The sequence below is a fragment of the Nostoc sp. DedQUE08 genome, assembly GCF_034530895.1.
GTDB lineage: Bacteria > Cyanobacteriota > Cyanobacteriia > Cyanobacteriales > Nostocaceae > Nostoc.
This window is the reverse complement of record NZ_JAVRCD010000069.1, coordinates 1-19781: the sequence shown is the minus strand read 5'-3', so window position 1 is coordinate 19781 and position 19781 is coordinate 1. Positions and strand designations below refer to the sequence as shown.

Here is a 19781-nt window from a genome sequence, read left to right as displayed (position 1 = left end):
TTTCATGAACTGATGCAGTTGAAGTATATAGAATTAAATGATATCAGTCAATTCTAACGGAGATAGAGATCGAGATACTGTTTCTAGAGAAACACTTCTAGCTGCAAAGGAAAGTTAAATTTGAGACGGATTTAAAGATTGCAGTCACGTTAAGTCAGCAAATAGCTACATAAAAATCACCTAGTAACGATAATTCTCGGAAATATCCTCTGAAATCGAAATAAATGGTGAAGATTGGCTAATTTTAACCTTTGCGTTTTGGTTGTTTGGGTGTAGTACTTACATTAGATGAGTCGCCAAAAGTATCCCTTGCTTCGATTTGTTTAATTTTCATTTGTAAGTTCAAGTCATCACTGCTAACAATTGTTTCTAAATTCGCTAATCTCCGTTCTAACAGTTCTATTTGTTGCTGTTGCAAATAGTTAGTTTTGGATTTTTGCTCATCAGAACGCCAAACTGCAACTGTACCAACAGCTGCGCCACCAATTGCAACTAAAGGAAGAATAGCACCGCTTCTAGTAACGGCTGACAGTGGGACGCAAACTCCCAGAATGGCAACTGTAATTACCCAAATTCTTGTGGTAGCAGATAATCTGACATCTTGGTATTGTTCGAGATTGGGTTGAGATTTTTTAGCCATAAGTTTATCCACAGAAAAGTTATTTGCTACATTTGCACAAATGTTTACTAAATTACTTCCTACAATGGGGTTAAGTATAATTGCTATCCTAATATTATTTTTGTAATTATGGTTACTCAGTTATTTGCGATCGCTAGATTAGGATTGCTGGGAGTAGTTGTACCTGGGCAATAGAATAATTTTCGGAAAATGATATTAGGAAGAACCAGATGACAGTTGATAATTTTTTCCAAGCTGCTAAAATTGAGGGTTTCCAGTCTCCTTACGATACCATTCACCTGAAAATTTTCTATCCAGCACAGATGTCGAGTCAGGTAGAAATAAATAGGGAAATTTTGCCAGTTGATTTAGAAAAGGCACCTTTTCCAGTAGTGATTTTCTTCAACGGCTTTAACTGTGATGCTCAACAATATCAATGGTTGGCGGTTAAACTCGCTGAACGTGGATTAGTGGTGATTCTCTTTAACTGGATTGCAGAAGTTATGCCAGGAATAATTAGTCTGACTCCAGGGATTGATTTTGAAAAGAGGAAACCAACAATTTATCGTACTGTTCCGACTGCTTCGGCTTTGCCTGCACTGCTAGCGAAAGTAGAACAGTTACAGTCCGAGGGGATTTTAGCTGGAATGCTCAATCTACAACGAATAATTTTAGGTGGACACTCCGCAGGTGGTAGAGTAGCAATCGAAAATGCCGATCCTGATTTTTTCCCTCAAATTGCAGGATCTTTTGGCTATGGTTTACACACTGCGGGAACGTTATTACAGGGGTACGAGGCAGATACTATCTTACCTTTACCAGATTCCCTACCACTTCTACTGATGGGAGGAACCCGCGATGGAATAATTGCGAACGGCAGCGATCGCTATGGTATAAGTCCTGGAAATGCTACCACCCCAGTCATCCGTACATTCCAAGAAGCAATTACTGGCGGACGAAATGATAGCTATCTACTACTTTTGGAAGGGGCAAATCACTTTTCGATAGTTGATCGGCTAGACTCCACCTTAAAGACACCCTTGTTGGACTTTCCCGCCACCCAACCCCAAGAAAGCTTCCGTTTGCTGATAAGTGAAATCATTAGTTTGTTTATTGACACTCATGTTCGCCATCAACCAGAAGCATCTCGGTCGCTTGAGCAATTATTAAATACTGCCAATCCTCTGATAAAATCCTTTGAGCGTAAATAATTAAATTTATTATGACAAGTGCATCTTATATTTTTCTAGCTGGAGCAAGTCGCGGGGTTGGTCGAGAAATTGCTCAATATCTCACAGCACAACAGCTAAAGGTTAAAGCACTCCTGAGAACAGCAACAGTTGCTAGTGAACTAGAAGCAATGGGTATTGAAATAGTTCAGGGAGATGCCTTGAATCTTGGCGATGTCGAACGCGCAATGCTGACAGATGCACCTATTCACACTGTTATCAGTACAATTGGCGGTGTACCATCAGATGTAGAAAGGCCGGATTATCCTGGTAACAGAAATCTGATCGATGCAGCAGTTAAAGCTGGAGTACAAAAGTTTATTCTTGTATCTTCCATAGGTGCTGGCAATAGTGTTGTTGCTGCCTCACCCCAAGTTTTAGAGGTACTGGGAAAAGTTTTAGCTGAAAAAGACAAAGCCGAACAACACTTAATTGCCAGTGGACTCACCTATACAATCATCCGTCCTGGTGGACTAAAGTCAGAACCAGCAACGGGTAATGGCGTTTTAACCGAAGATCCGCACATTATTGGTAGCATCAATCGTGCAGATGTCGCGCAGTTAGTTGGTCGCTCCTTAAATAGCCAACGTACCAATAATAAAATATTGTCAGCCGTAGACCGAAATATGCTGTTTGGGCAAAGAGAATTTGCAGAATTTAGTTTGGGTTAGTGCCCCAAAAGCTTCTTCTCAATGCCCAATGCCCCATGCCCAATGCCCAATGCCCTTTTAGATCAACTTGTCAGGTGTAATGGGTAAATCACGGATGCGCTTACCTGTGGCATGGTAAACTGCATTGGCGATCGCAGCTGAAACACCTGTGATCCCAATTTCGCCTACACCTCGTACACCTGCTGGGTTGAAGTTGAAGTCAGGTTCGCCGACGAAGGCCACCTGAATGCGAGGAATATCTGCATGGGCTGGGAAGTGATAGGTAGCAAGGTCATAAACCACGGGATAGCCGATGTTTGGATCGACTTGGCACTCCTCCATTAAGGCTTGCCCAATACCCATAATCACGCCACCACGGACTTGACTGGCTACTGTCTTAGAGTTGATAATTCGCCCGATATCCATGACTGACACCCAGCGCGTCACCCGCAAACGTCCGATTTCTTCATCCACGCTGACTTCGCAAAAATGTGCGCCCCAAGATTGGAACGCCCATTCCTTGGTTTCATCGCCAGGAGCGGAGGATGCTGTGGCCTCAATTGCCGCTTGGCCAGACTGACTCAGAGTTGCAAACGCCTCTTGTGCGGTCTTAGCATTAGCAGTTTTCAGAACTTGCTCACAAGCTGACATGACCGCCGGCAAAAGAGATGCTGTCATCATGGAACCACCCGCCATGCCTCCATCTGGTAGTAAGGAGTCGCCCAACTCTACTTGTATCTGTTCGACGGGTAGCCCCAATGCGTCTGCTGCTGTGGCCGCAACAACGGTATATGCGCCAGTGCCCATGTCATTCCCAGCGCTGAGAACATGGGCAGTACCATCTGGTAGCAGCCGTACCTTGACTGATGCTGCACCTCGCCTGCCAGGGTAGGTTGCTGCCGCCATCCCCCAACCAACGAGTTTACTATCGCGTGTCAAAGAACGCGGCTGTTTTGGTCTGTCTTTCCAGCCAAATTGCTCTGCACCCAAGAGCAAACAGTCAGCAAAATGTTTGGCTGAGAATGGCTGACCTTGGCGTTGGTGTTCTTTAGTTTGGTTTTTTAGGCGCAGTTCTACCGGGTCAATCTTTAGCATCCAGGCCAGTTCGTCCATCGCCGACTCCAACGCCCACATCCCAGGATTCTCTCCTGGTGCGCGCATGAATGTTGGTGTACCCATGTTCAGCACCGCTAGTTCCTGCTTCAGTTGCAAATTCGGCGCTGTGTACATAACTGGCGTGACCGAGGTACAGGCTTCTATAAAGACATCTACTGGTGAGGTACAGGATTTGACCTCATGGGCGATCGCAGTTAAACTACCATCAGCAGTTGCTCCCAAACGCATAGTTTGCTCGGTTTCGGAGCGATGTCCGGCGTTCGCTGTCATTTGCCGTCGGCTGAGGACGACTCTGAGAGGACGCTGAAGTTCACGGGCTGCCGCAGCACAGAGAATACCGTGGGGCCAGGGAAAGGCTTTAGAGCCGAAAGCTCCACCCAAAAAAGGTGTGACGACATGAACCTGTTCAGTTGGGAGTCCAAAGAGTTCTGCATAGGTGCGCCCAGTTGCCAACACCCACTGAGACGGCTCGTAAACAGTGAGTGAGTTTGCATCTTGCCAGTGGGCAATGGTCGCATGAGGTTCCATCGCCGCGTGCAGTTCGATGGCTGTCTTGTAGGTGGCTGTAAGTTTCGTTGTTGCACTTGCCACCCCTGCCGCAAAATTCCCTTTTTCAAACTTTAACTCTTCACCCAAGTGCGGTGGTGCCTCCTTGAAGGTGGCGAGTGCAGCTTCCACGACTGGCTTTTGGCTTGTGTATTCCACCTTGACCAAATGCGCTGCATCACGCGCCCGCTCGAAGGTGTCTGCTACTACCAAACCGATAATTTGTCCTGCATAGTGAATTTTGTCATCCGACAACGGCAGACGAGCCTCGTAGATTTTCGAGGTCATAAAGTCATTGGCTGGCATAAACACTTTAGGCGAGTTTTTATGCGTAAAAACATCTATCACACCTATTGCCTTTTCTGCCCCACTGGTGTCGATGTTTTTAATTTGCCCATTGGCAATGCTGGCGGTGACAAGATAACCGTGAACCAGACCTGGAATTTGATGTTCTGCGGCGTAGGTTGCCGTGCCCGTAACCTTTGCCCGTCCATCTTTGCGGTTGACGGCAGTCCCAATTACTTTGTTCATACTACGCCTCCTCCTTTAGCTGACACTGTGAGTGCGCGACGAATTGCCCGCTTTGCCAAGTCAACTTTGAAACTGTTATGAGTTAATGGTTTAGCTTCTTGAAGTGCAATTTCTGCCGCCTGTTGAAACGTTGCAGTATTGGCACTCTTGCCGATCAAAAACTTTTCTGCTTCCTTTGAGCGCCAAGGTTTATGGGCTACGCCACCCATTGCCAAGCGCACATTCTGAATCTGCTCGCTTGCTAAGTCAACCGCAGCTGCCACAGAGACTAACGCAAAGGCATAGGAAGTGCGATCGCGTAACTTTAGGTAAACCCCTGATTTGGCGAACGGCACTGGGGGCAAAACCACAGAGGTAATCAACTCACCTGGCTCTAAGTTTGTATCTCGCTGGGGTGTGTCCCCTGGTAGTCGGTGAAAGTCTGTCAATGGTATCTGCCGCTTACCCTTGGGGCCTTCCACAACAACAACAGCATCCAGAGCCGCAAGAGGGACACACATATCTGAGGGTTGAACTGCCACGCATTGGTCACTGGCCCCTAGGATGGCGTGCATCCGGTTGATGCCCGTTGCTGCTGGACAGCCGCTTCCCGGTTGCCGTTTGTTGCAAGGGAAGGCGGTATCGTAGTAGTAGGGACAGCGAGTGCGTTGCAGTAGGTTGCCCCCTACGGTTGCCATATTGCGGATTTGCTGAGACGCACCAGAAAGAATCGCCCGCGACAGGATTGGATAATCGCGGCGAACATCAGGATGGTCTGCCACTGCTGTGTTACTTACTAGCGCTCCAAGGCTCAGACCACCCTCATTTGTGCGTTCAATGCGCTTCATCTCTAATCGAGAGATGTCGATAAGTTGCGATGGCTCATCTAGAAAGACTTTGAGACGGTCAACCAAATTCGTACCGCCCGCAATCAATATCGCATTTTGGTCATTTGTTGCCCGTTCAACCGCATCTTTCACAGAGGTAGCACGGGTGTAAGTGAAGTTGTTCATCTGAGCATCTCCTGGGGTTCATTGACCATCACATCTGCGGCAGGAGAGGGCGGTTTTTGTCCCGTTACCTGCTGGACTGCTGCCACAATGCCGTTGTAAGCGCTACATCGACAGAGATTACCACTCAGTCGCTCCTTGATTTCAGCTTCAGAGAGTTCAGCCAACTGTGGGGGACAAGTCAAATCTGGGGTGACAACGCTAGCACAGCCCCGTTTGATTTCATCAAGTAAGGCAACAGAAGCACAAATCTGTCCTGGGGTACAATAGCCGCACTGGAAGCCATCGTTATCAATGAATGCTGCCTGCACTGGATGGAGAGTATCGCCCTTGGCCAGCCCTTCAATGGTGACGATCGCCTTGTCTTCCTGCATCACTGCCAAACTCAGGCAGGAATAAACTCGCTCACCATCGATCAGAACAGTACAAGCCCCACACTGTCCGTGATCGCATCCTTTTTTGCTGCCCACTAGCCCCAAGCGATCGCGTAGCGCATCTAAGAGTGTGACACGTGGCTCAAGGTCGAGGGTTTGCTGCTCGCCGTTAACAGTAAGTTTTACATTCATCTCACCTGGGTTACTTTGGCTAGCTTCCTTTGCTATAGTTGTCTGATTGAGTAATGAGGGAGCGGCTATAGCCGTTCCGGCAGCAGTCAGTGCCTGTCCCAAAAAACCGGGTTGGGATGTTATTTCTGCCCTTTTTTTGTCTTCCATAATTCGTACTTCTAGATTGAATAATGCAGTAATTCTGAAAACTTAGGGATATGCATAGCTATTTAGTATTGTGTACATAATTAAGGTTGAGTGCAGGTAAGAGTCTGGGAAAATAAGGAAAAAATCAGACAAAGTACGCTTCTCAAAATAGCTGGATCGTCTTCTCAGCCGTGGATTTAGCATAATATTGCTGTTTGTCCCACCTCTATTGACTAGAGCGATCGTTCACTGAGTATTTCTTAACAAAACGAAATATTTTGTATTGGGTTAAAATGCAATACGCTTGGGTTAAGGCTAAAACTCTTTATCAAAGTCAACTTTTTTAACGTAGACGCTTCTCCCAAGGGGAGACGCTACGCGAACGGCTTGCCGCAGGCTACCGCAGAGGCGCAGAGAAGCCAGTGCGCCCTTGCGGGTTCCCCGACTTGTTCGCGCAGCGTCTCCCCTTGGGAGAAGCAACTGGCGCGAAACAGAGAGAAGAGATAAAAATGCTCAATGTCTATTTGAGGCTAAATTCTCAGTTTTGGTTTTTAGGCGATGTCTACGACGTGGCAAGAGAAGTAAATCTGGCATTGCAGAACAGTGGGATTACAGCTATTTTCAGGTAAATAGACCACCCGGTAGGGGCGCAAGGCCTTGCGCCCTTACAACAGATGTGGTTCAAATACTTGAATTCTGCTGTAATTTGGGCAAGCAGGGGAGGCAGGGGGAGAGATCAGCCTTAGTTGCTAAATCATCCCGCAAAGGGAGCAAGGCTGTAAATCTCAATTTTAAGCACGCCAACGGAGTATTTGACCCTTGACAGGATTGACAAATTCTCGTCTTTCAGCGACTGATCGAGCATACTCCCGCTTTAACTGGTAGTACCACTGTGCCTGCATATCTGAGTCTTTAATCAGCCGCAGCACAGGATTATATTTCAGTCCAATTTGCTGTTTTTCTACCACCGTTCGGTCTTGGTCAATGAAAGTCCGCGCCAGAACATGTAACAGTGGCTTGAAAAAGCCTACCCAAGGAAGTGTCCAGTAAAGAGCAAAAGTTACCTCCGTTTCTGTGTCTGAAATTGGTGTAACTGCCGTCAAATTAACGACTCGATTATTACCAATGGTGGTTTCTTCAATTCTGACTCCAGGTAAACGAAAAGAAATCTCCGTTTCCGGGACACCACCGCCAATCAGCCAGTATAATCGACCCCCATTCGCAGGTAATCGGTGTCGTCGCATCGTAAAGCCGTAGGGCGAAGCATCAAATTGCTTTACTTCTTCGTGCAATTGCTCATTTCGCCACCACCAAGCGCGATGAACATAAGGTGAATGAGCCGGGTCCATCAGACCTACCACTGCATGATCTATAAAACAAGGAAATTTTACCACCTCTACAAACTGGTGCGATCGCCCATCAAACCCTGGAATTACCGGAATTTCCATCTCAGATGCAGGTTGAGGGTTATCGGGATCGGGCATATATATCCAGATATTTCCTTGGGCTTCGCGAACACTATATGACTGCACGTCGAAGCGACTCAAATCCATTTGCTGCTCCTCCACAAGAGAAGGTATCGCAGTACAGCGCCCAGCAGAGTTAAAGCGCCAACCGTGGTAACAGCATTCAACTTCTTGCCCATTGAATCTCCCACAACTCAAGGGCACACCACGATGGGGACAAATGTCCGTCATTGCAGACACTTTACCATCTTGGCTGCGAACTAACAGCACCGGTTCTCCTAAGAAAATGCGGCTAATCATCATGCCTGACTTGATTTGATTGCTAGGCAGAGCATAGTACCAAGTATTACGTAATACAAAATTATCGTTATTTTTCATAGTTAATTGCGTCTGCCTTTGACACAACAAAAGTCCTGGTTTGTGGAAAGGAAGGTGATGCTGGAAAACATTCTTTCAGGTTTTTAATTGCTGTAGATAAATTCAACTGATGTACTTCTTGATTGTGTTCGTAATTCTCTCAGATTTAGGTTGTTCTCAGAGCATTGCAGGTGTGAAGTTGCATTATTCACCAGAAATTTGTACAAATACCGTTCTTTTACGCGGGCCATCTAACTCAAAAAACAACACAGATTGCCAGGTTCCCAAAGCTAATTTACCATCCACAATGGGAATTATCTCATTTGTGGTCAGCATCATTGCCATCAAATGAGAGTGAGCATTAATCGGCTCATCTTCTGGGACATCTCTTAAATGCAAATCATTATGCAAATAGCGGTCTGATTCCGGTGCTATTTTTTGCAAAAATACTTTTATATCTTCTAATAATCTGACTTCATTTTCATTGATAGCTAAGGCTGTTGTAGTGTGTCGAGAAAATACTAAAACTTGTCCATTTTTAATTGATGTTGAGGCAATAAAATCTTGAATTTGTGGGGTGATATTATGAATATTAATTTTTGGTTCAGTTTCAATTTCAATTAACTTATGAATAATTGGCATCTGTTGAATTTTATATTTGGGATTGGAGGCAGGAGGCAGGAGGCAGGAGGCAGAAGGCAGGGGGCAGGGGGCAGGGGGCAGGGGGCAGGAATGGATGACTTTTAACTCCTAACTATAGTTTCCAAACCCTGCACTAATCTTTCTATACCTTCTTTTGCTGTCTCTTTTTGTAATGCCCCATAGGCAACGCGTAGATAGCATCCGTCATCTATGCCAAAAGTTGTACCTGGAATAACTGCAACTTTATGTTCCTGGATCAGTTGTTTGACTAACTCAAAAGCATCCATCTGGGTATGAACTTTGAGGAAAAAATAGAAAGCGCCATTGGCAGGGATAATGCTACATAAGCCTTGTAGACGATTAAGGGAGTCTAATACTAGTTGGCGTACCTGAGCTATAGCTCCTATATGACTCTTCAAATAATCCTCTTTTGTCTGCAATGCCCCTAAAGCTGCATATTGAGAAATGACTGGCGGACAAATCAAAATTGTATCTTGGACTTTTTTAACAGCGACAAGTAAGTGTTTGGGAATCACCATGTAGCCAATGCGCCAACTCGCAAAACCGTATGCTTTAGAAAAGCTATACAGAGAAATGGTGTACTCGCTGCTATTACTAAATGAGCCAGGTGAAACGTGTTTTACACCGTTATAGGTAAAGTATTCATAAGCTTCATCGCTGATGTGGTAAATACTGTGAGTAGCACAAATTTGATTTACTTGGCGCAATGCAGCTTCAGAATAGACAACTCCAGTGGGATTATTTGGTGAAATCGTCACCACAGCCCGTGTTTTAGGAGTAATTGCTTGAGCGATCGCATCTGGGCGCAATTGGTAATTTTCATCCGTCGCCACTAATACCGCACGACAACCAGCCATTGCGATCGCCATTTCGTGGTTGAAATAGTAGGGGGTATTGAGAATAATTTCGTCGCCTGGGTTAGTGATAGCAAGAATGGCATTCATAAATCCCATATTGCTCCCTGCTGTCACAACAATGCAGTTTTCCCCGTTGATTTCAATCCTGTTGAAGGCTTGCAATTTCCCTGCAAGTGCTGTCAGTAGAGGGGAAATTCCCTCAACTGCTTTGTATAAATTATTAGTTGGTTCGGCTAAGAATTTGGCTAAAAATTCTATGGCTTCATGTGGTGGGTTGTAAGAAACAACACCTTGTCCTAGAGAAATGGTTCCAGGAGAGTTTTTAATCAGTTCCCCAACCACAGGAATAATTGGCGATTGTACCGCCTGCATACGAGAGGTTAGGGATTCCATATTTTCTTGCCTATGTACCTGCTTTTAGTATCTCTTACTGTGTTGTTTTTTGCTGCATATATTTCTATTTTTAACCGATTTGTACCTTTAAAATTTTCTTTTAAAGGCAATCAGATATACTTAAACAGGTCTAAATTTTATTTAGACTAGGACTTACGCAAGTGTCACCAAAAAATCGGATTTTTAGTTTGTAGTAAGGGCTTTAGCCCTTATTTTGTTCGCGGAGCGTCTCGCAGAGAGGACTAAAGTCTTCACTACGAACTGAAAATAATATGCCAGTTGCGTAAGTCCTGTAGACTATACTTTACGGAAAATTTATAGAGATTTTAAACTGGATTGATATTAGTGGATATCTATCTTTTAGAGTGTAAGTTAGAATGCCATTAGAAAGTTAAAGCTTACATACTATTAATTAATCAAAATATGTTTATTTCACAACGTGGCATTATCACCTATGCTTACGGAGCATCTTATTATATAGAAATGGCCAAGTCATTAGCACGTTCTCTACGTCTTCATTCACCAAATATTCCGCGTGCTATTGTTACCGATCGTGAAGATGATAAAGATTTGCTAGAGCTTTATGATTGCGTTATCAATCTTAGAAAAGAATACGGTTCTAACGTAAAGCAAAAATTTCACCTTTATGATTATTCTCCATTTAAATATACACTTTGCATTGATAGTGATTGCATAGCAGTAAGGGATATTAATTTTATTTTTGATGATTTTAAAGGCAAAAGTTTTAGTGTGGCAGGTGATGTATATCTTCAAGCAGGCGATAAAGATACATTCATTAATGTAGATGACACACTCAAACGATTTAATCTGACAAAATTACCTAGATTTAATGGAGGTCTCTATTATTTTGAAAAAAACGATACTGCTAAGGCATTTTTTGAAACAGCACTAGAATTGGCAAGGGATTGGCAAAAGCTAGGTATTAGTGAATTTCGTGGTGATGGCCCTAATGATGAACGTATTTTTGGTCTAGCTATGATGCTACACAATCAAAGTATGTTTGAAGATAATGGTCTGATGATGCGAACACCTATTGGTCTTCGTGGTTCTTTTAATATAGATGCTATTAAAGGTAAATCTACTTTTCAAAAATACAATCAGGTGGTGTCTCCGGCTCTTGTACACTTTGCCTGCGTTTGGGGAGAGCATCCCGTATATCATCGTGAAGTAAGAAAGTTAAAAAACCTAGATAAAGGTGCAGCCCACCAGGTCAAGTTTAATATATTTTCCGCAATTCAATATAAGTTTGGCTATCAGATTGCTCTATTAAGATATATAGCTAAACGTGTACCTAAAAATCCTAAATATATTCAAGCTAGAGTGAAAAAACTTTTGATACAACTGTCTGAGTTGGTTAAAACTAAATATAGAATTGAGCCAGTTCAGAGCAAATAAATTTTGCTAAAACCCCGCATTCCTTTGTGATTAATTTAAATTACTCAAAGGCTGTTTTGGTGACTTTCTGTAAAACTTTAAGAGTCTATAAGGTGCTGTCTGAGGTTCAGGCAGCACTAACAAAGTCTAATAGCGATCGCGTCTCACATTCTTCGTTGCTGATAGGTACTAAAAATTATATTTTTGTGAAAACCACAAGGATTGTATCTGTGGGTTTATTCTAGAAACTACACGGTACAGCACAAATTTGTATGTACCACAAAAATCTGTATTGCCGTACTTTTATGGAAAATCAACTAGGATTAATTCTAAAACTGCTTTTACTCTCGGCTTTGTTATCAGTATTGATTAAGTATGCAGGGCCAAGTCTACCAATTCCGGCGACAGCAACCAACGCGCTGATTATAGTATTCTTGCCGATTGCGATCGTAGCGATCGCTCTACTGTGGCGATTTCAAGCAGAAAAACAAAATTAACTCAAATCATTTACGCACAAGTTCCTAAAATCAGCTAACCTAGCTTAATTACAAGAAAATTGCATCTTGCCAACGGTTGGGAGTTAGCCTGTGAACCTCGGTCAATGGATCGGCTTAATCGCCATAGTTCTTTCTTTATACATCTTGTGGCAAATTCGGGAAGTGCTTTTGCTGATGTTTGCCGCAGTTGTGTTAGCCACCACCTTAAATCGCCTAGCGAAACGCTTCCAAAGCTTTGGAATGAGGCGCGGATTCGCCGTCCTCCTAGCAGTAGCTATCTTTTTCGCAGGTGTCGTGGGTTTTTTCTGGCTAATTGTGCCGCCATTTGCCCAGCAGTTTCAAGAACTAACCTATCAAGTTCCTAGAGGGTTTGGACGCTTTAATAGTTGGCTTGATGCCCTGAGAACTCGTATTCCTGACCAGTTAGTTCCTTACATCCCAGATATTAATAGTCTCATCCAACAAGTACAGCCCTTCGCCAATCGCCTACTGGGAAACTCCTTTGCTTTTGTATCTGGTTCTTTAGAAGTCGTCCTCAAGATTTTGCTAGTGTTGGTTTTAACAGGAATGATGTTAGCCGACCCCGTGGCTTATCGCAAAGTGTTTGTACGGCTTTTTCCCTCATTTTATCGGCGGCGGGTAGATGGAATTTTAGATAAGTGTGAAGTCTCTTTAGAGGGATGGATTACAGGCGCTTTCATTGCCATCTTTGTAGTGGGCGTGATGAGTCTGATTGGCTTATCAATTTTGCATGTCAAGGCAGCACTTGCTTTAGCGGTTTTAGCGGGATTTTTTAACTTGATTCCCAATCTGGGGCCAACGATGAGTGTAATCCCAGCAATGGCGATCGCCTTCTTAGATGAACCTTGGAAAGCGATCGCTGTCTTAATTCTCTACTTTATTATTCAACAGATTGAGAGTAATTTCATCACGCCTGTTGTCATGGCGCATCAAGTCTCATTGCTGCCAGCCATAACCTTAATTGCCCAGCTATTTTTCGTCACTTTCTTTGGCTTTTTAGGATTATTTCTAGCCCTACCCCTGACTGTTGTCGCTAAGATTTGGTTGCAAGAAGTATTAATTAAAGATGTTTTGGATGAATGGGGAAATAATCATACACAAGAGACTGAGTTTGTGATAGTTTCTCAATCTCCAGAAGCAGATGATAATTGGAAAGCAGAAAATACAGACATTAAGAAGAAGCCATCGATTGATGATGACATCTTGAAACCAGAAGATTAGTCACTCACTTTTTGATTACAGAAAAAGGCGATCGCTTTGGGGTTTGATAATAAGCGATCGCAAACAAGTATATGGTGGATATCCAATCTCCGATAGACATCACAATCGCCTATCATCTTTGGAAAACTCACCTGCTAGGTGGACGCTACTAAAAATCAAGCAGACAATAGGGGGAAAATAATCAATTCATATATTGGAGGGTAAGCTTTGAAACTAAATCAAGTTATTGCGATTTTACAAACCGTTAAAGCTAACACCACAAAAGCAAAAACAGGCATATATCATCTGATTCAAAAAAGTGCAATGTTTCAAGGGATTTCGCGGACATTTCAGCCAGTGGCTGAAGATGGCTTCGTATATCCTCCAGAAAATCAGACACTGCAAATGAAAGCAGAAGATTTGCTGAGTCAATTTGAGCAAGCTTGTGCAGAATTATTTAACTTATGTGCCACCCAAGATTGGGCTAATGCGCAGGCTAAAGCAGATATAGTAGTTGACGGAACCACCATTTTACGAGAAGTACCCGTTTCTTACCTCTTGTTTTTGGAAAAGCAGTTAGTTGATGTCAAAACGTTCATCTCAACACTGCCTGTTCTAGATACTAGCGAATCTTGGGTTTACGATCAGCAGCAAGAATGTTTTGCCACTGAACCGAAACATACCACCAAAACCAAAAAAATAGTTAAACCTGTGGTGCTGTATGAAGCCACAAAAGAGCATCCCGCGCAGGTAAAAGAGTCTTCAGAAGACGTGCCAGAAGGAACTTGGCGAACAGTCAAGTTTTCTGGAGCAATTTCTCAAGCAAGACAAAATGAATTGCTGCGGCGGGTAGATAGGCTCATGCAAGAAGTGGTTTTTGCTAGAGAACAAGCAAATAGTTTAGAAGTTACTCAACAAAATCAAGTTGCCCGCTCAATTTTCGGCTACTTGTTTTCACCCTCAACATTTAGGTAAAATAGTTTTGGAGCGCAAGTTTAGTTTCAGTGTCTATAGGAGAATATGTAGGTTCGAGTCCTACTCCCTCGACTTAATTAAACCGAGGGATAGCCAAAGGGTAAAGGTACTCCTCGACACAATCAACCTTATATTTAGTCTTAGGCTATTGCTCCAAGCTAAGGTTAAAAATTCACGTTCTGTATCAACCTCTGCGAATTAATGTCAGTGGGACATGGGTTCAAATCTCGTCCGGGTCTCCAAAATCTTGACCTGGTAGTTTAGCGGTAAAACACCACGACTTAAAGATTAAATTTGCAGAAACCGGAAATTAACTAGGCAGAAATTGTGAAAACATACTGAAAGCTGTAAACTTTTGGTACCAACCCCCAGACATGGACATTGCCTGGGGGATTTTAATTGGAAGAGGTTCGTTAAAATTATTCATGAACAACAAAATCCTCAGCTTCTTAAAAAATTGGGGATTTTGCAATGCGGCTAAATCTAAAATCCAAAATTAATTAACTGATTTTGATTGATAATGCAAGGCTTTATTTATAGTAATTTTACGTAGTGATAAAAAATATTTTAGACAGATAGAGCTTGCTTCCCCCAAAAAATGTACAATTTGGACTTTGCAATATTTGAATTGTTTTTTTGGAATTTTAACCTTATCCAGGGTGTTAAGCTGTCACGCAGATATTGCTGGCAAATGTTTCGAGATGAATAGAGGTATGAGTAAAAATGAATGTCAAAACGTAGTCATGCTACATCTCTACAAAGGTTCTAGATAAATGTATTTAATTATACTAAATGTCTAATTTACGCTACTCCCCATTACCCCTTATCCCCAGAGGGGGCCCCACCATCCCCATTCACCAGGAAGCGCAAGCACTGATAAGATGCGAACAATTGCAGAAATTAACGAGAAAATTAGTCGCCAACGGGCGGTAGTGTTGACAACTGAAGAATTAAAAGCACGAGTTGTAGAAATCGGTGTTATTAAAGCTGCGAAAGAAGTTGATGTAATTACCACTGGTACTTTTGAGCCGATGGAATCAAGTGGTGCAATTATCAATCTGGGACATACCGATCCCCCAATAAAAATTCGCCGTTGTTGGTTAGATGGCGTGCCAGCATACTCTGGTTTTGGGGCAGTAGATTTATATTTGGGTGCGAGTTGCGCTGTGGAGACGACGGATGGGGAAGAAGTGCGAGAACGTGGTGGTGGTCATGTAATCGAAGATTTGATTGCTGGTAAATCTATACACGTGAAAGCGCAAGGACAAGTAACAGATTGTTACCCCAGAGCAAATTTTGAAACTACAATTACCAGTGACACAATTAATCAGTTTTATTTATTTAATCCGCGCAATCTTTATCAAAATTTTATTGTTGGTGTAAATGGTGGCGATCGCCCCCTTTTCACCTATCTCGGCCCTTTACAGCCGCGTTTGGGGAATGCTGTTTATTCTAACCCCGGTGCGATTTCCCCCTTACTCAACGACCCCGATTTGCAACTCGTTGGTATAGGTACTCGAATTTTTTTAGGCGGCGGTATTGGCTATGTCGCTTGGGAAGGCACTCAGCACTTCCCCTTACAAAAGCGTTTAGCTAATCGTACACCGATCGGGCCTTCCGCCACTTTAGCTTTAATTGGTGATGCCAAACAAATGGATGCTCATTGGGTGCGGGGGTGTTACTTCAAAAGTTATGGCCCCTCATTAATGTTAGGGGTTGGGGTACCACTACCTGTATTAAATGAACAAGTAATTGAACACTGCGCTGTCCAAGATAGAGACTTAGTAGCCCCAATAGTAGATTTTTCCATTCCCCGGCGCGTCCGTCCCACCTTTGGTTTAGTGAGTTACGCCCAACTCAAATCTGGGTGGATCGCCATAGAGGGCAAAGCAGTACGCTCTGCCCCCTTAGCGAGTTTGTTTTTTTCTAGGCAAGTCGCCTTAGAGTTGAAAAAGTGGATCGAAGCAGGTACGTTTACCCTGACAGAACCAGTTTCTCCAATTCCGATGGAGCGATCTTTTCTACCCCAAGACCGGCGGACGGATTTTTGATTGGAGCAGGGGAGGAGGGAGACAAGGGGGACAAGGGGGACAAGGGGGACAAGGGGAAATTATTGAACAAATCTCTCCCAAATCTCCCCCATCTTCCTTGTCTACCTTGTCCCATGCCCCATGCCCAATGCCCAATGCCCCATTCCCTACTCTTGAGTCGGTTTCGGTCGCTTGATCGGTTTAGGAGCGGGTGTTCTTGGTATAGGTTTTGACACCACTGAAGGGTCGCCACCTGTACTTGTTTTCTTGATGGGACGAGGGGTTTCGCCAGTGCGTCTGGGGGGGAATGGTTTTCTACCACCAGCACCACCAATGCCAGCACGAGGCCCACCTTTAAATGGTGGTTTGCGTTTTTTGGGTAAATCAGCGATCGCCTCAGCTTTTTCTACTACTAAAACGTCTGCTTCCCGCTTGGCTTGGAAGTCCCAGAATTTTCCCACTGCTTTGGTAGTCAGCACACCCCTCAATTTCAACTTAAAATATTTGGGTTTGTCAGTTGATTTACGTGGAGCCTGCCTAATTTTGACTACCAAGCTTTTAGCATCAAAAGATTGGTATACTACTTCACCACGAACAGAAAAACCACCATCAGTAACTTCTGATGAAGGTCTGGGGGCAGTTGTATTTAGTTCAGAGTTCTCGGATAAGCCATCATCGAGTGTCTGTAATTGCAACTCCAAATCCGATTCGTCCTCATCTGTTGAGTTTTTAGCCAGATTTTCTGGCTCCCAAACTCCGACGATTTGGATGTGCAAGGTATCATTTTCTTGTCTGGTACGTGGATATACTACCCACAAGTGTTCTTTTTCTAAGTCTAGATGATTCTTGACTAAGCTCATAATCCGGCCTAGGAGGACGGCATTGAGTTCTACACCATCTGCGGTCAGCAGCGTACCTTGAGTAAATTGTTCGCTGCTAGCATGATAGCGACCCCGGACTAAGCCGATCGCTCGATACTGCATCGGTTCGCTGGGAGGTGGAATCGGTTGCTGGCGATTAATCAAGTTTCCATTTGAGTCAGTCTCGCTGGTGTTGACAGGCAAATTGTCAACTTGTTTAGAGGACTGGGCTGCTATGCGAACATTAGCGCCTGCCTCTACGTTAGTTGGGCCCTGGTTAGAGGCAGAAGAATTGGAAGATTCAGGCAACGGCATCAGGTCGGAATTCATAAAAACTCCTTGCGGCACAGACACATCCCATTGTGGGATTTTACAAAGGCAGCTGGAAAGAGCATTTGTGCGACTGCTGAAAGTATATTGGCTTTTCACAAAATCACACTAGGGTACTCTATACAATCCTAAAGGCGCTAAATTTAATGTATAAACACTAAATGTCTAATTTAGCGGCTTTACACTAGTTTCGGAAGCATATCATAGCTACAATTCTGACGGCTCCTCCTAAAGTCATCACTTACTTTAGCAGTGTGGATAGTTAATTGTTATAAAATTCACAGGCAATTGGCGGTATTCCGCAAAGTTTTGGAAATTTTTAACTTTACGATTTGTGTAAATGATAATGTCATTAAAATTTAGGAGAAAGACAAAACCGTGTCTCAACCGCGCAATCGTTGGATAGTTCAAGTCGTCTTAGCGGTGGCAATTCTTGCTTTTGTGGGTGTTTCGGTGATTCCCATAATTGGAGCATTTAATAATACGCCACCCTCAAGTCAGAATACCGCTAGCACCAGAGGTAGTTCGCCCTCTGCTGACCAAAAATCAAAACTGGAAGACGAAGCACGGGGTTATGAACAGGTTTTGCAACGGGAACCAGAAAATCAGACTGCGCTTAAGGGTCTGTTACAGGCGCGGCTGCAATTACTGAGTCAAAAAGATAAAAGTGAGGTTAAACCAGCGGATATCCAAGTTGTCATTGAACCCTTAGAAAAGCTAGCAAAACTGAATCCCGAACAGTCAGAATATTCAGTGTTACTAGCTCAAGCCAAACAGCAAATTGGCGATCGCGAAGGAGCGGCTCAAGCTTATCGCTCGATTTTGTCCACGAAACCAGGTGATTTGAAGGCTTTGCAAGGAATGGTGGCTTTATTGATCAGTCAGCAACGCCCGGAAGCAGCCATTGGTTTGTTGCAAGAAACCCTCTCTAATGCAGCCCAAGCAAATACAATTCAGCCTGGAAGTGTAGATATAGTAGCGGTGCAGGTGCTGTTAGGTTCTGTTCATGCTTCCCAGAAACGCTACGCTCAAGCTAGCTCTGTATATGACCAGGCAATTAAGAAAGATCCCAAGGATTTTCGCCCCGTCGTGGCAAAAGCGATGCTCCTGAAACAACAGGGCAAAGATGCAGATGCAAAAGCTTTATTTGATAGTGCCGCAGCTTTAGCACCTGCTAAGTACAGAGACGAAATTAAGAAGGCAGGAACAGTTTCTCCCATTCCTAAATCTGCTACCCCTCCCGCATCTTCATTGGGAAATACTCCCAAGTAATGGGAATTGGGAATTGGGCATTGGGCATTGGGCACAAGAGGCAGAGGTGCGGAGGGGCAGAGAGGCAGAGGGGAAAAATTTACTGCAACTTCTCCCCTGCTCCCCTGCTCCCCTACTTCTTCCCCTCACGCTCCCTCAATGGCTGCAACTATACCAAAGACTAAAAACAGGCATCCGCCAATCAGGGTGAGTTGACGCTCAGAAATGCGTCCGGCAATCATTTTGCCGCCGATAACTGCGATCGCAGCACAAATGGCATGTCCTAAAATTGCACCTATTGTCACTCCAATGGGATTATTACCTGCTGCTAAAGCAATGGTGGCAATTTGGGTGCGATCGCCCCACTCTGCCATAAATGTCAACATAAAGGCTTCTATGATAATTGCCAAACCAGTCTTTTGCTTTGGTAACTGCAAATCGGCTTGTTTCACCGCAGCTTCAGCTTCTTCCACAACTTCTGTATCACAAGTAGCAGGAGACATCTTACTAGAGTCATATAACAGCTTGATACCGAAAGCAATAAATAAAGCTATTTCGGCGTAATGAATATAAACTTTTGGTAACAAAGATACCGCTTGTCCAAATATCACCGAAAGGATTGTCATCGCGGCTAAAGCAGCTGTCACACCGATAAATACCAGCCGCCGTGGGTGGTGCATTGCTAAAATTACAGCAATAAAAAATGTTTTATCGCCTAGTTCTGAAACTGTAATTAGTAATAAACCTGCGGTAAAAGCTGTTAACACTCTCTCAAGCTCCTGAAGAATCGTTTACCGATGTGAAGCTTGATGAGAACCAAAAGACCTCACCAAGTTTACACTTTTCGGTGTGAACTTAGTGAAGGTCTCGCTTTCAAATATTGATTATTTGCCATCTGAACCAGGCTCATCGCCAGTATGTTGATTCAGATGTACTGGCTTTTATGTTTTTATACCAGCAGCTACTCCCCTTCTATGCGATCGCAATCATACATATTTTCTATGTATCAAGTCAAGAGAGTAGACATATAGAGGTATAACTTGAGAGTGAAACAGCACATATAGCAATCCGATTTGATTTCTGAATTAATCGTAGGGACTAGGGACTGGGGACT

At 43.8% G+C, this 19781-nt stretch carries 17 protein-coding genes; 8 read left to right on the top strand and 9 right to left on the bottom strand.

Annotated elements, in window-relative coordinates:
• Positions 1-244 precede the first annotated feature (244 nt).
• Entirely contained in the window at positions 245-640 is a 396-nt protein-coding gene (locus tag RMY64_RS31170; RefSeq protein ID WP_322684084.1) for a hypothetical protein, read from the bottom strand.
• A gap of 209 nt (positions 641-849) precedes the next feature.
• Here RMY64_RS31170 and RMY64_RS31165 point away from each other — a divergent pair, with 209 nt between their 5' ends.
• Together RMY64_RS31165 and RMY64_RS31160 are read left to right on the top strand one after the other, a co-directional pair.
• The gene (locus RMY64_RS31165; protein ID WP_322675062.1) at positions 850-1830 is read left to right on the top strand and encodes a dienelactone hydrolase; all 981 of its coding nucleotides are present in this window, start codon (positions 850-852) and stop codon (positions 1828-1830) included.
• A gap of 11 nt (positions 1831-1841) precedes the next feature.
• On the top strand, positions 1842-2519 hold the full coding sequence (locus tag RMY64_RS31160; protein ID WP_322675063.1) for an SDR family oxidoreductase: 678 nt from the start codon (positions 1842-1844) through the stop codon (positions 2517-2519).
• A gap of 57 nt (positions 2520-2576) precedes the next feature.
• Here the strand turns inward: RMY64_RS31160 and RMY64_RS31155 are convergent, their stop codons facing one another.
• From RMY64_RS31155 to RMY64_RS31130, 6 genes are all read right to left on the bottom strand, one after another.
• On the bottom strand, positions 2577-4691 hold the full coding sequence (locus RMY64_RS31155) for a xanthine dehydrogenase family protein molybdopterin-binding subunit (RefSeq protein ID WP_322675064.1): 2115 nt from the start codon (positions 4689-4691) through the stop codon (positions 2577-2579).
• Positions 4688-5683 carry a xanthine dehydrogenase family protein subunit M gene (locus RMY64_RS31150; protein WP_322675065.1) on the bottom strand — a complete coding sequence of 332 codons (996 nt, stop codon included), beginning with the start codon at positions 5681-5683 and terminating at the stop codon, positions 4688-4690. The genes RMY64_RS31155 and RMY64_RS31150 overlap by 4 nt, the downstream gene beginning before the upstream one ends.
• Entirely contained in the window at positions 5680-6393 is a 714-nt protein-coding gene (locus RMY64_RS31145) for a 2Fe-2S iron-sulfur cluster-binding protein (RefSeq protein ID WP_416211977.1), read from the bottom strand. Before RMY64_RS31145 ends, RMY64_RS31150 begins: the two co-directional genes overlap by 4 nt.
• Before the next feature lie 770 nt (positions 6394-7163).
• Positions 7164-8216, bottom strand: coding sequence for an aromatic ring-hydroxylating dioxygenase subunit alpha (locus RMY64_RS31140; RefSeq protein WP_322675066.1), 1053 nt, complete (start codon positions 8214-8216; stop codon positions 7164-7166).
• Positions 8217-8399: 183 nt separating this feature from the next.
• On the bottom strand, positions 8400-8837 hold the full coding sequence (locus tag RMY64_RS31135; RefSeq protein WP_322702062.1) for a secondary thiamine-phosphate synthase enzyme YjbQ: 438 nt from the start codon (positions 8835-8837) through the stop codon (positions 8400-8402).
• Positions 8838-8938: 101 nt separating this feature from the next.
• A complete protein-coding gene (locus tag RMY64_RS31130) occupies positions 8939-10108 on the bottom strand; it encodes a pyridoxal phosphate-dependent aminotransferase (protein ID WP_322702061.1) in 1170 nt (389 codons plus the stop codon).
• Between the two features lie 423 nt (positions 10109-10531).
• Here RMY64_RS31130 and RMY64_RS31125 point away from each other — a divergent pair, with 423 nt between their 5' ends.
• The 5 genes from RMY64_RS31125 to RMY64_RS31105 all read left to right on the top strand — a co-directional run bounded on the left by RMY64_RS31125 (position 10532) and on the right by RMY64_RS31105 (position 16247).
• Entirely contained in the window at positions 10532-11524 is a 993-nt protein-coding gene (locus RMY64_RS31125) for a hypothetical protein (RefSeq protein WP_322702060.1), read from the top strand.
• A 284-nt stretch (positions 11525-11808) separates the two neighbouring features.
• Positions 11809-12000, top strand: coding sequence for a hypothetical protein (locus RMY64_RS31120; RefSeq protein WP_322675070.1), 192 nt, complete (start codon positions 11809-11811; stop codon positions 11998-12000).
• Between the two features lie 90 nt (positions 12001-12090).
• The gene (locus tag RMY64_RS31115) at positions 12091-13242 is read left to right on the top strand and encodes an AI-2E family transporter (protein WP_322675071.1); all 1152 of its coding nucleotides are present in this window, start codon (positions 12091-12093) and stop codon (positions 13240-13242) included.
• Positions 13243-13449: 207 nt separating this feature from the next.
• Positions 13450-14196, top strand: coding sequence for a hypothetical protein (locus tag RMY64_RS31110; RefSeq protein WP_322675072.1), 747 nt, complete (start codon positions 13450-13452; stop codon positions 14194-14196).
• An 881-nt stretch (positions 14197-15077) separates the two neighbouring features.
• A complete protein-coding gene (locus RMY64_RS31105; RefSeq protein WP_322675073.1) occupies positions 15078-16247 on the top strand; it encodes a homocysteine biosynthesis protein in 1170 nt (389 codons plus the stop codon).
• A gap of 146 nt (positions 16248-16393) precedes the next feature.
• On the opposite strand, the gene RMY64_RS31100 is transcribed toward RMY64_RS31105, so the two are convergent.
• Entirely contained in the window at positions 16394-17416 is a 1023-nt protein-coding gene (locus RMY64_RS31100) for a hypothetical protein (protein WP_322675074.1), read from the bottom strand.
• A gap of 378 nt (positions 17417-17794) precedes the next feature.
• On the opposite strand from RMY64_RS31100, the gene RMY64_RS31095 reads away from it, so the two are divergent.
• Positions 17795-18688, top strand: a complete 894-nt coding sequence (locus RMY64_RS31095; protein WP_322675075.1) for a tetratricopeptide repeat protein — start codon at positions 17795-17797, stop codon at positions 18686-18688.
• Between the two features lie 125 nt (positions 18689-18813).
• Here the strand turns inward: RMY64_RS31095 and RMY64_RS31090 are convergent, their stop codons facing one another.
• Positions 18814-19434: a TMEM165/GDT1 family protein gene (locus RMY64_RS31090; RefSeq protein ID WP_322702059.1), complete on the bottom strand. Its 621-nt coding sequence runs from the start codon at positions 19432-19434 to the stop codon at positions 18814-18816.
• Positions 19435-19781: the final 347 nt, after the last annotated feature.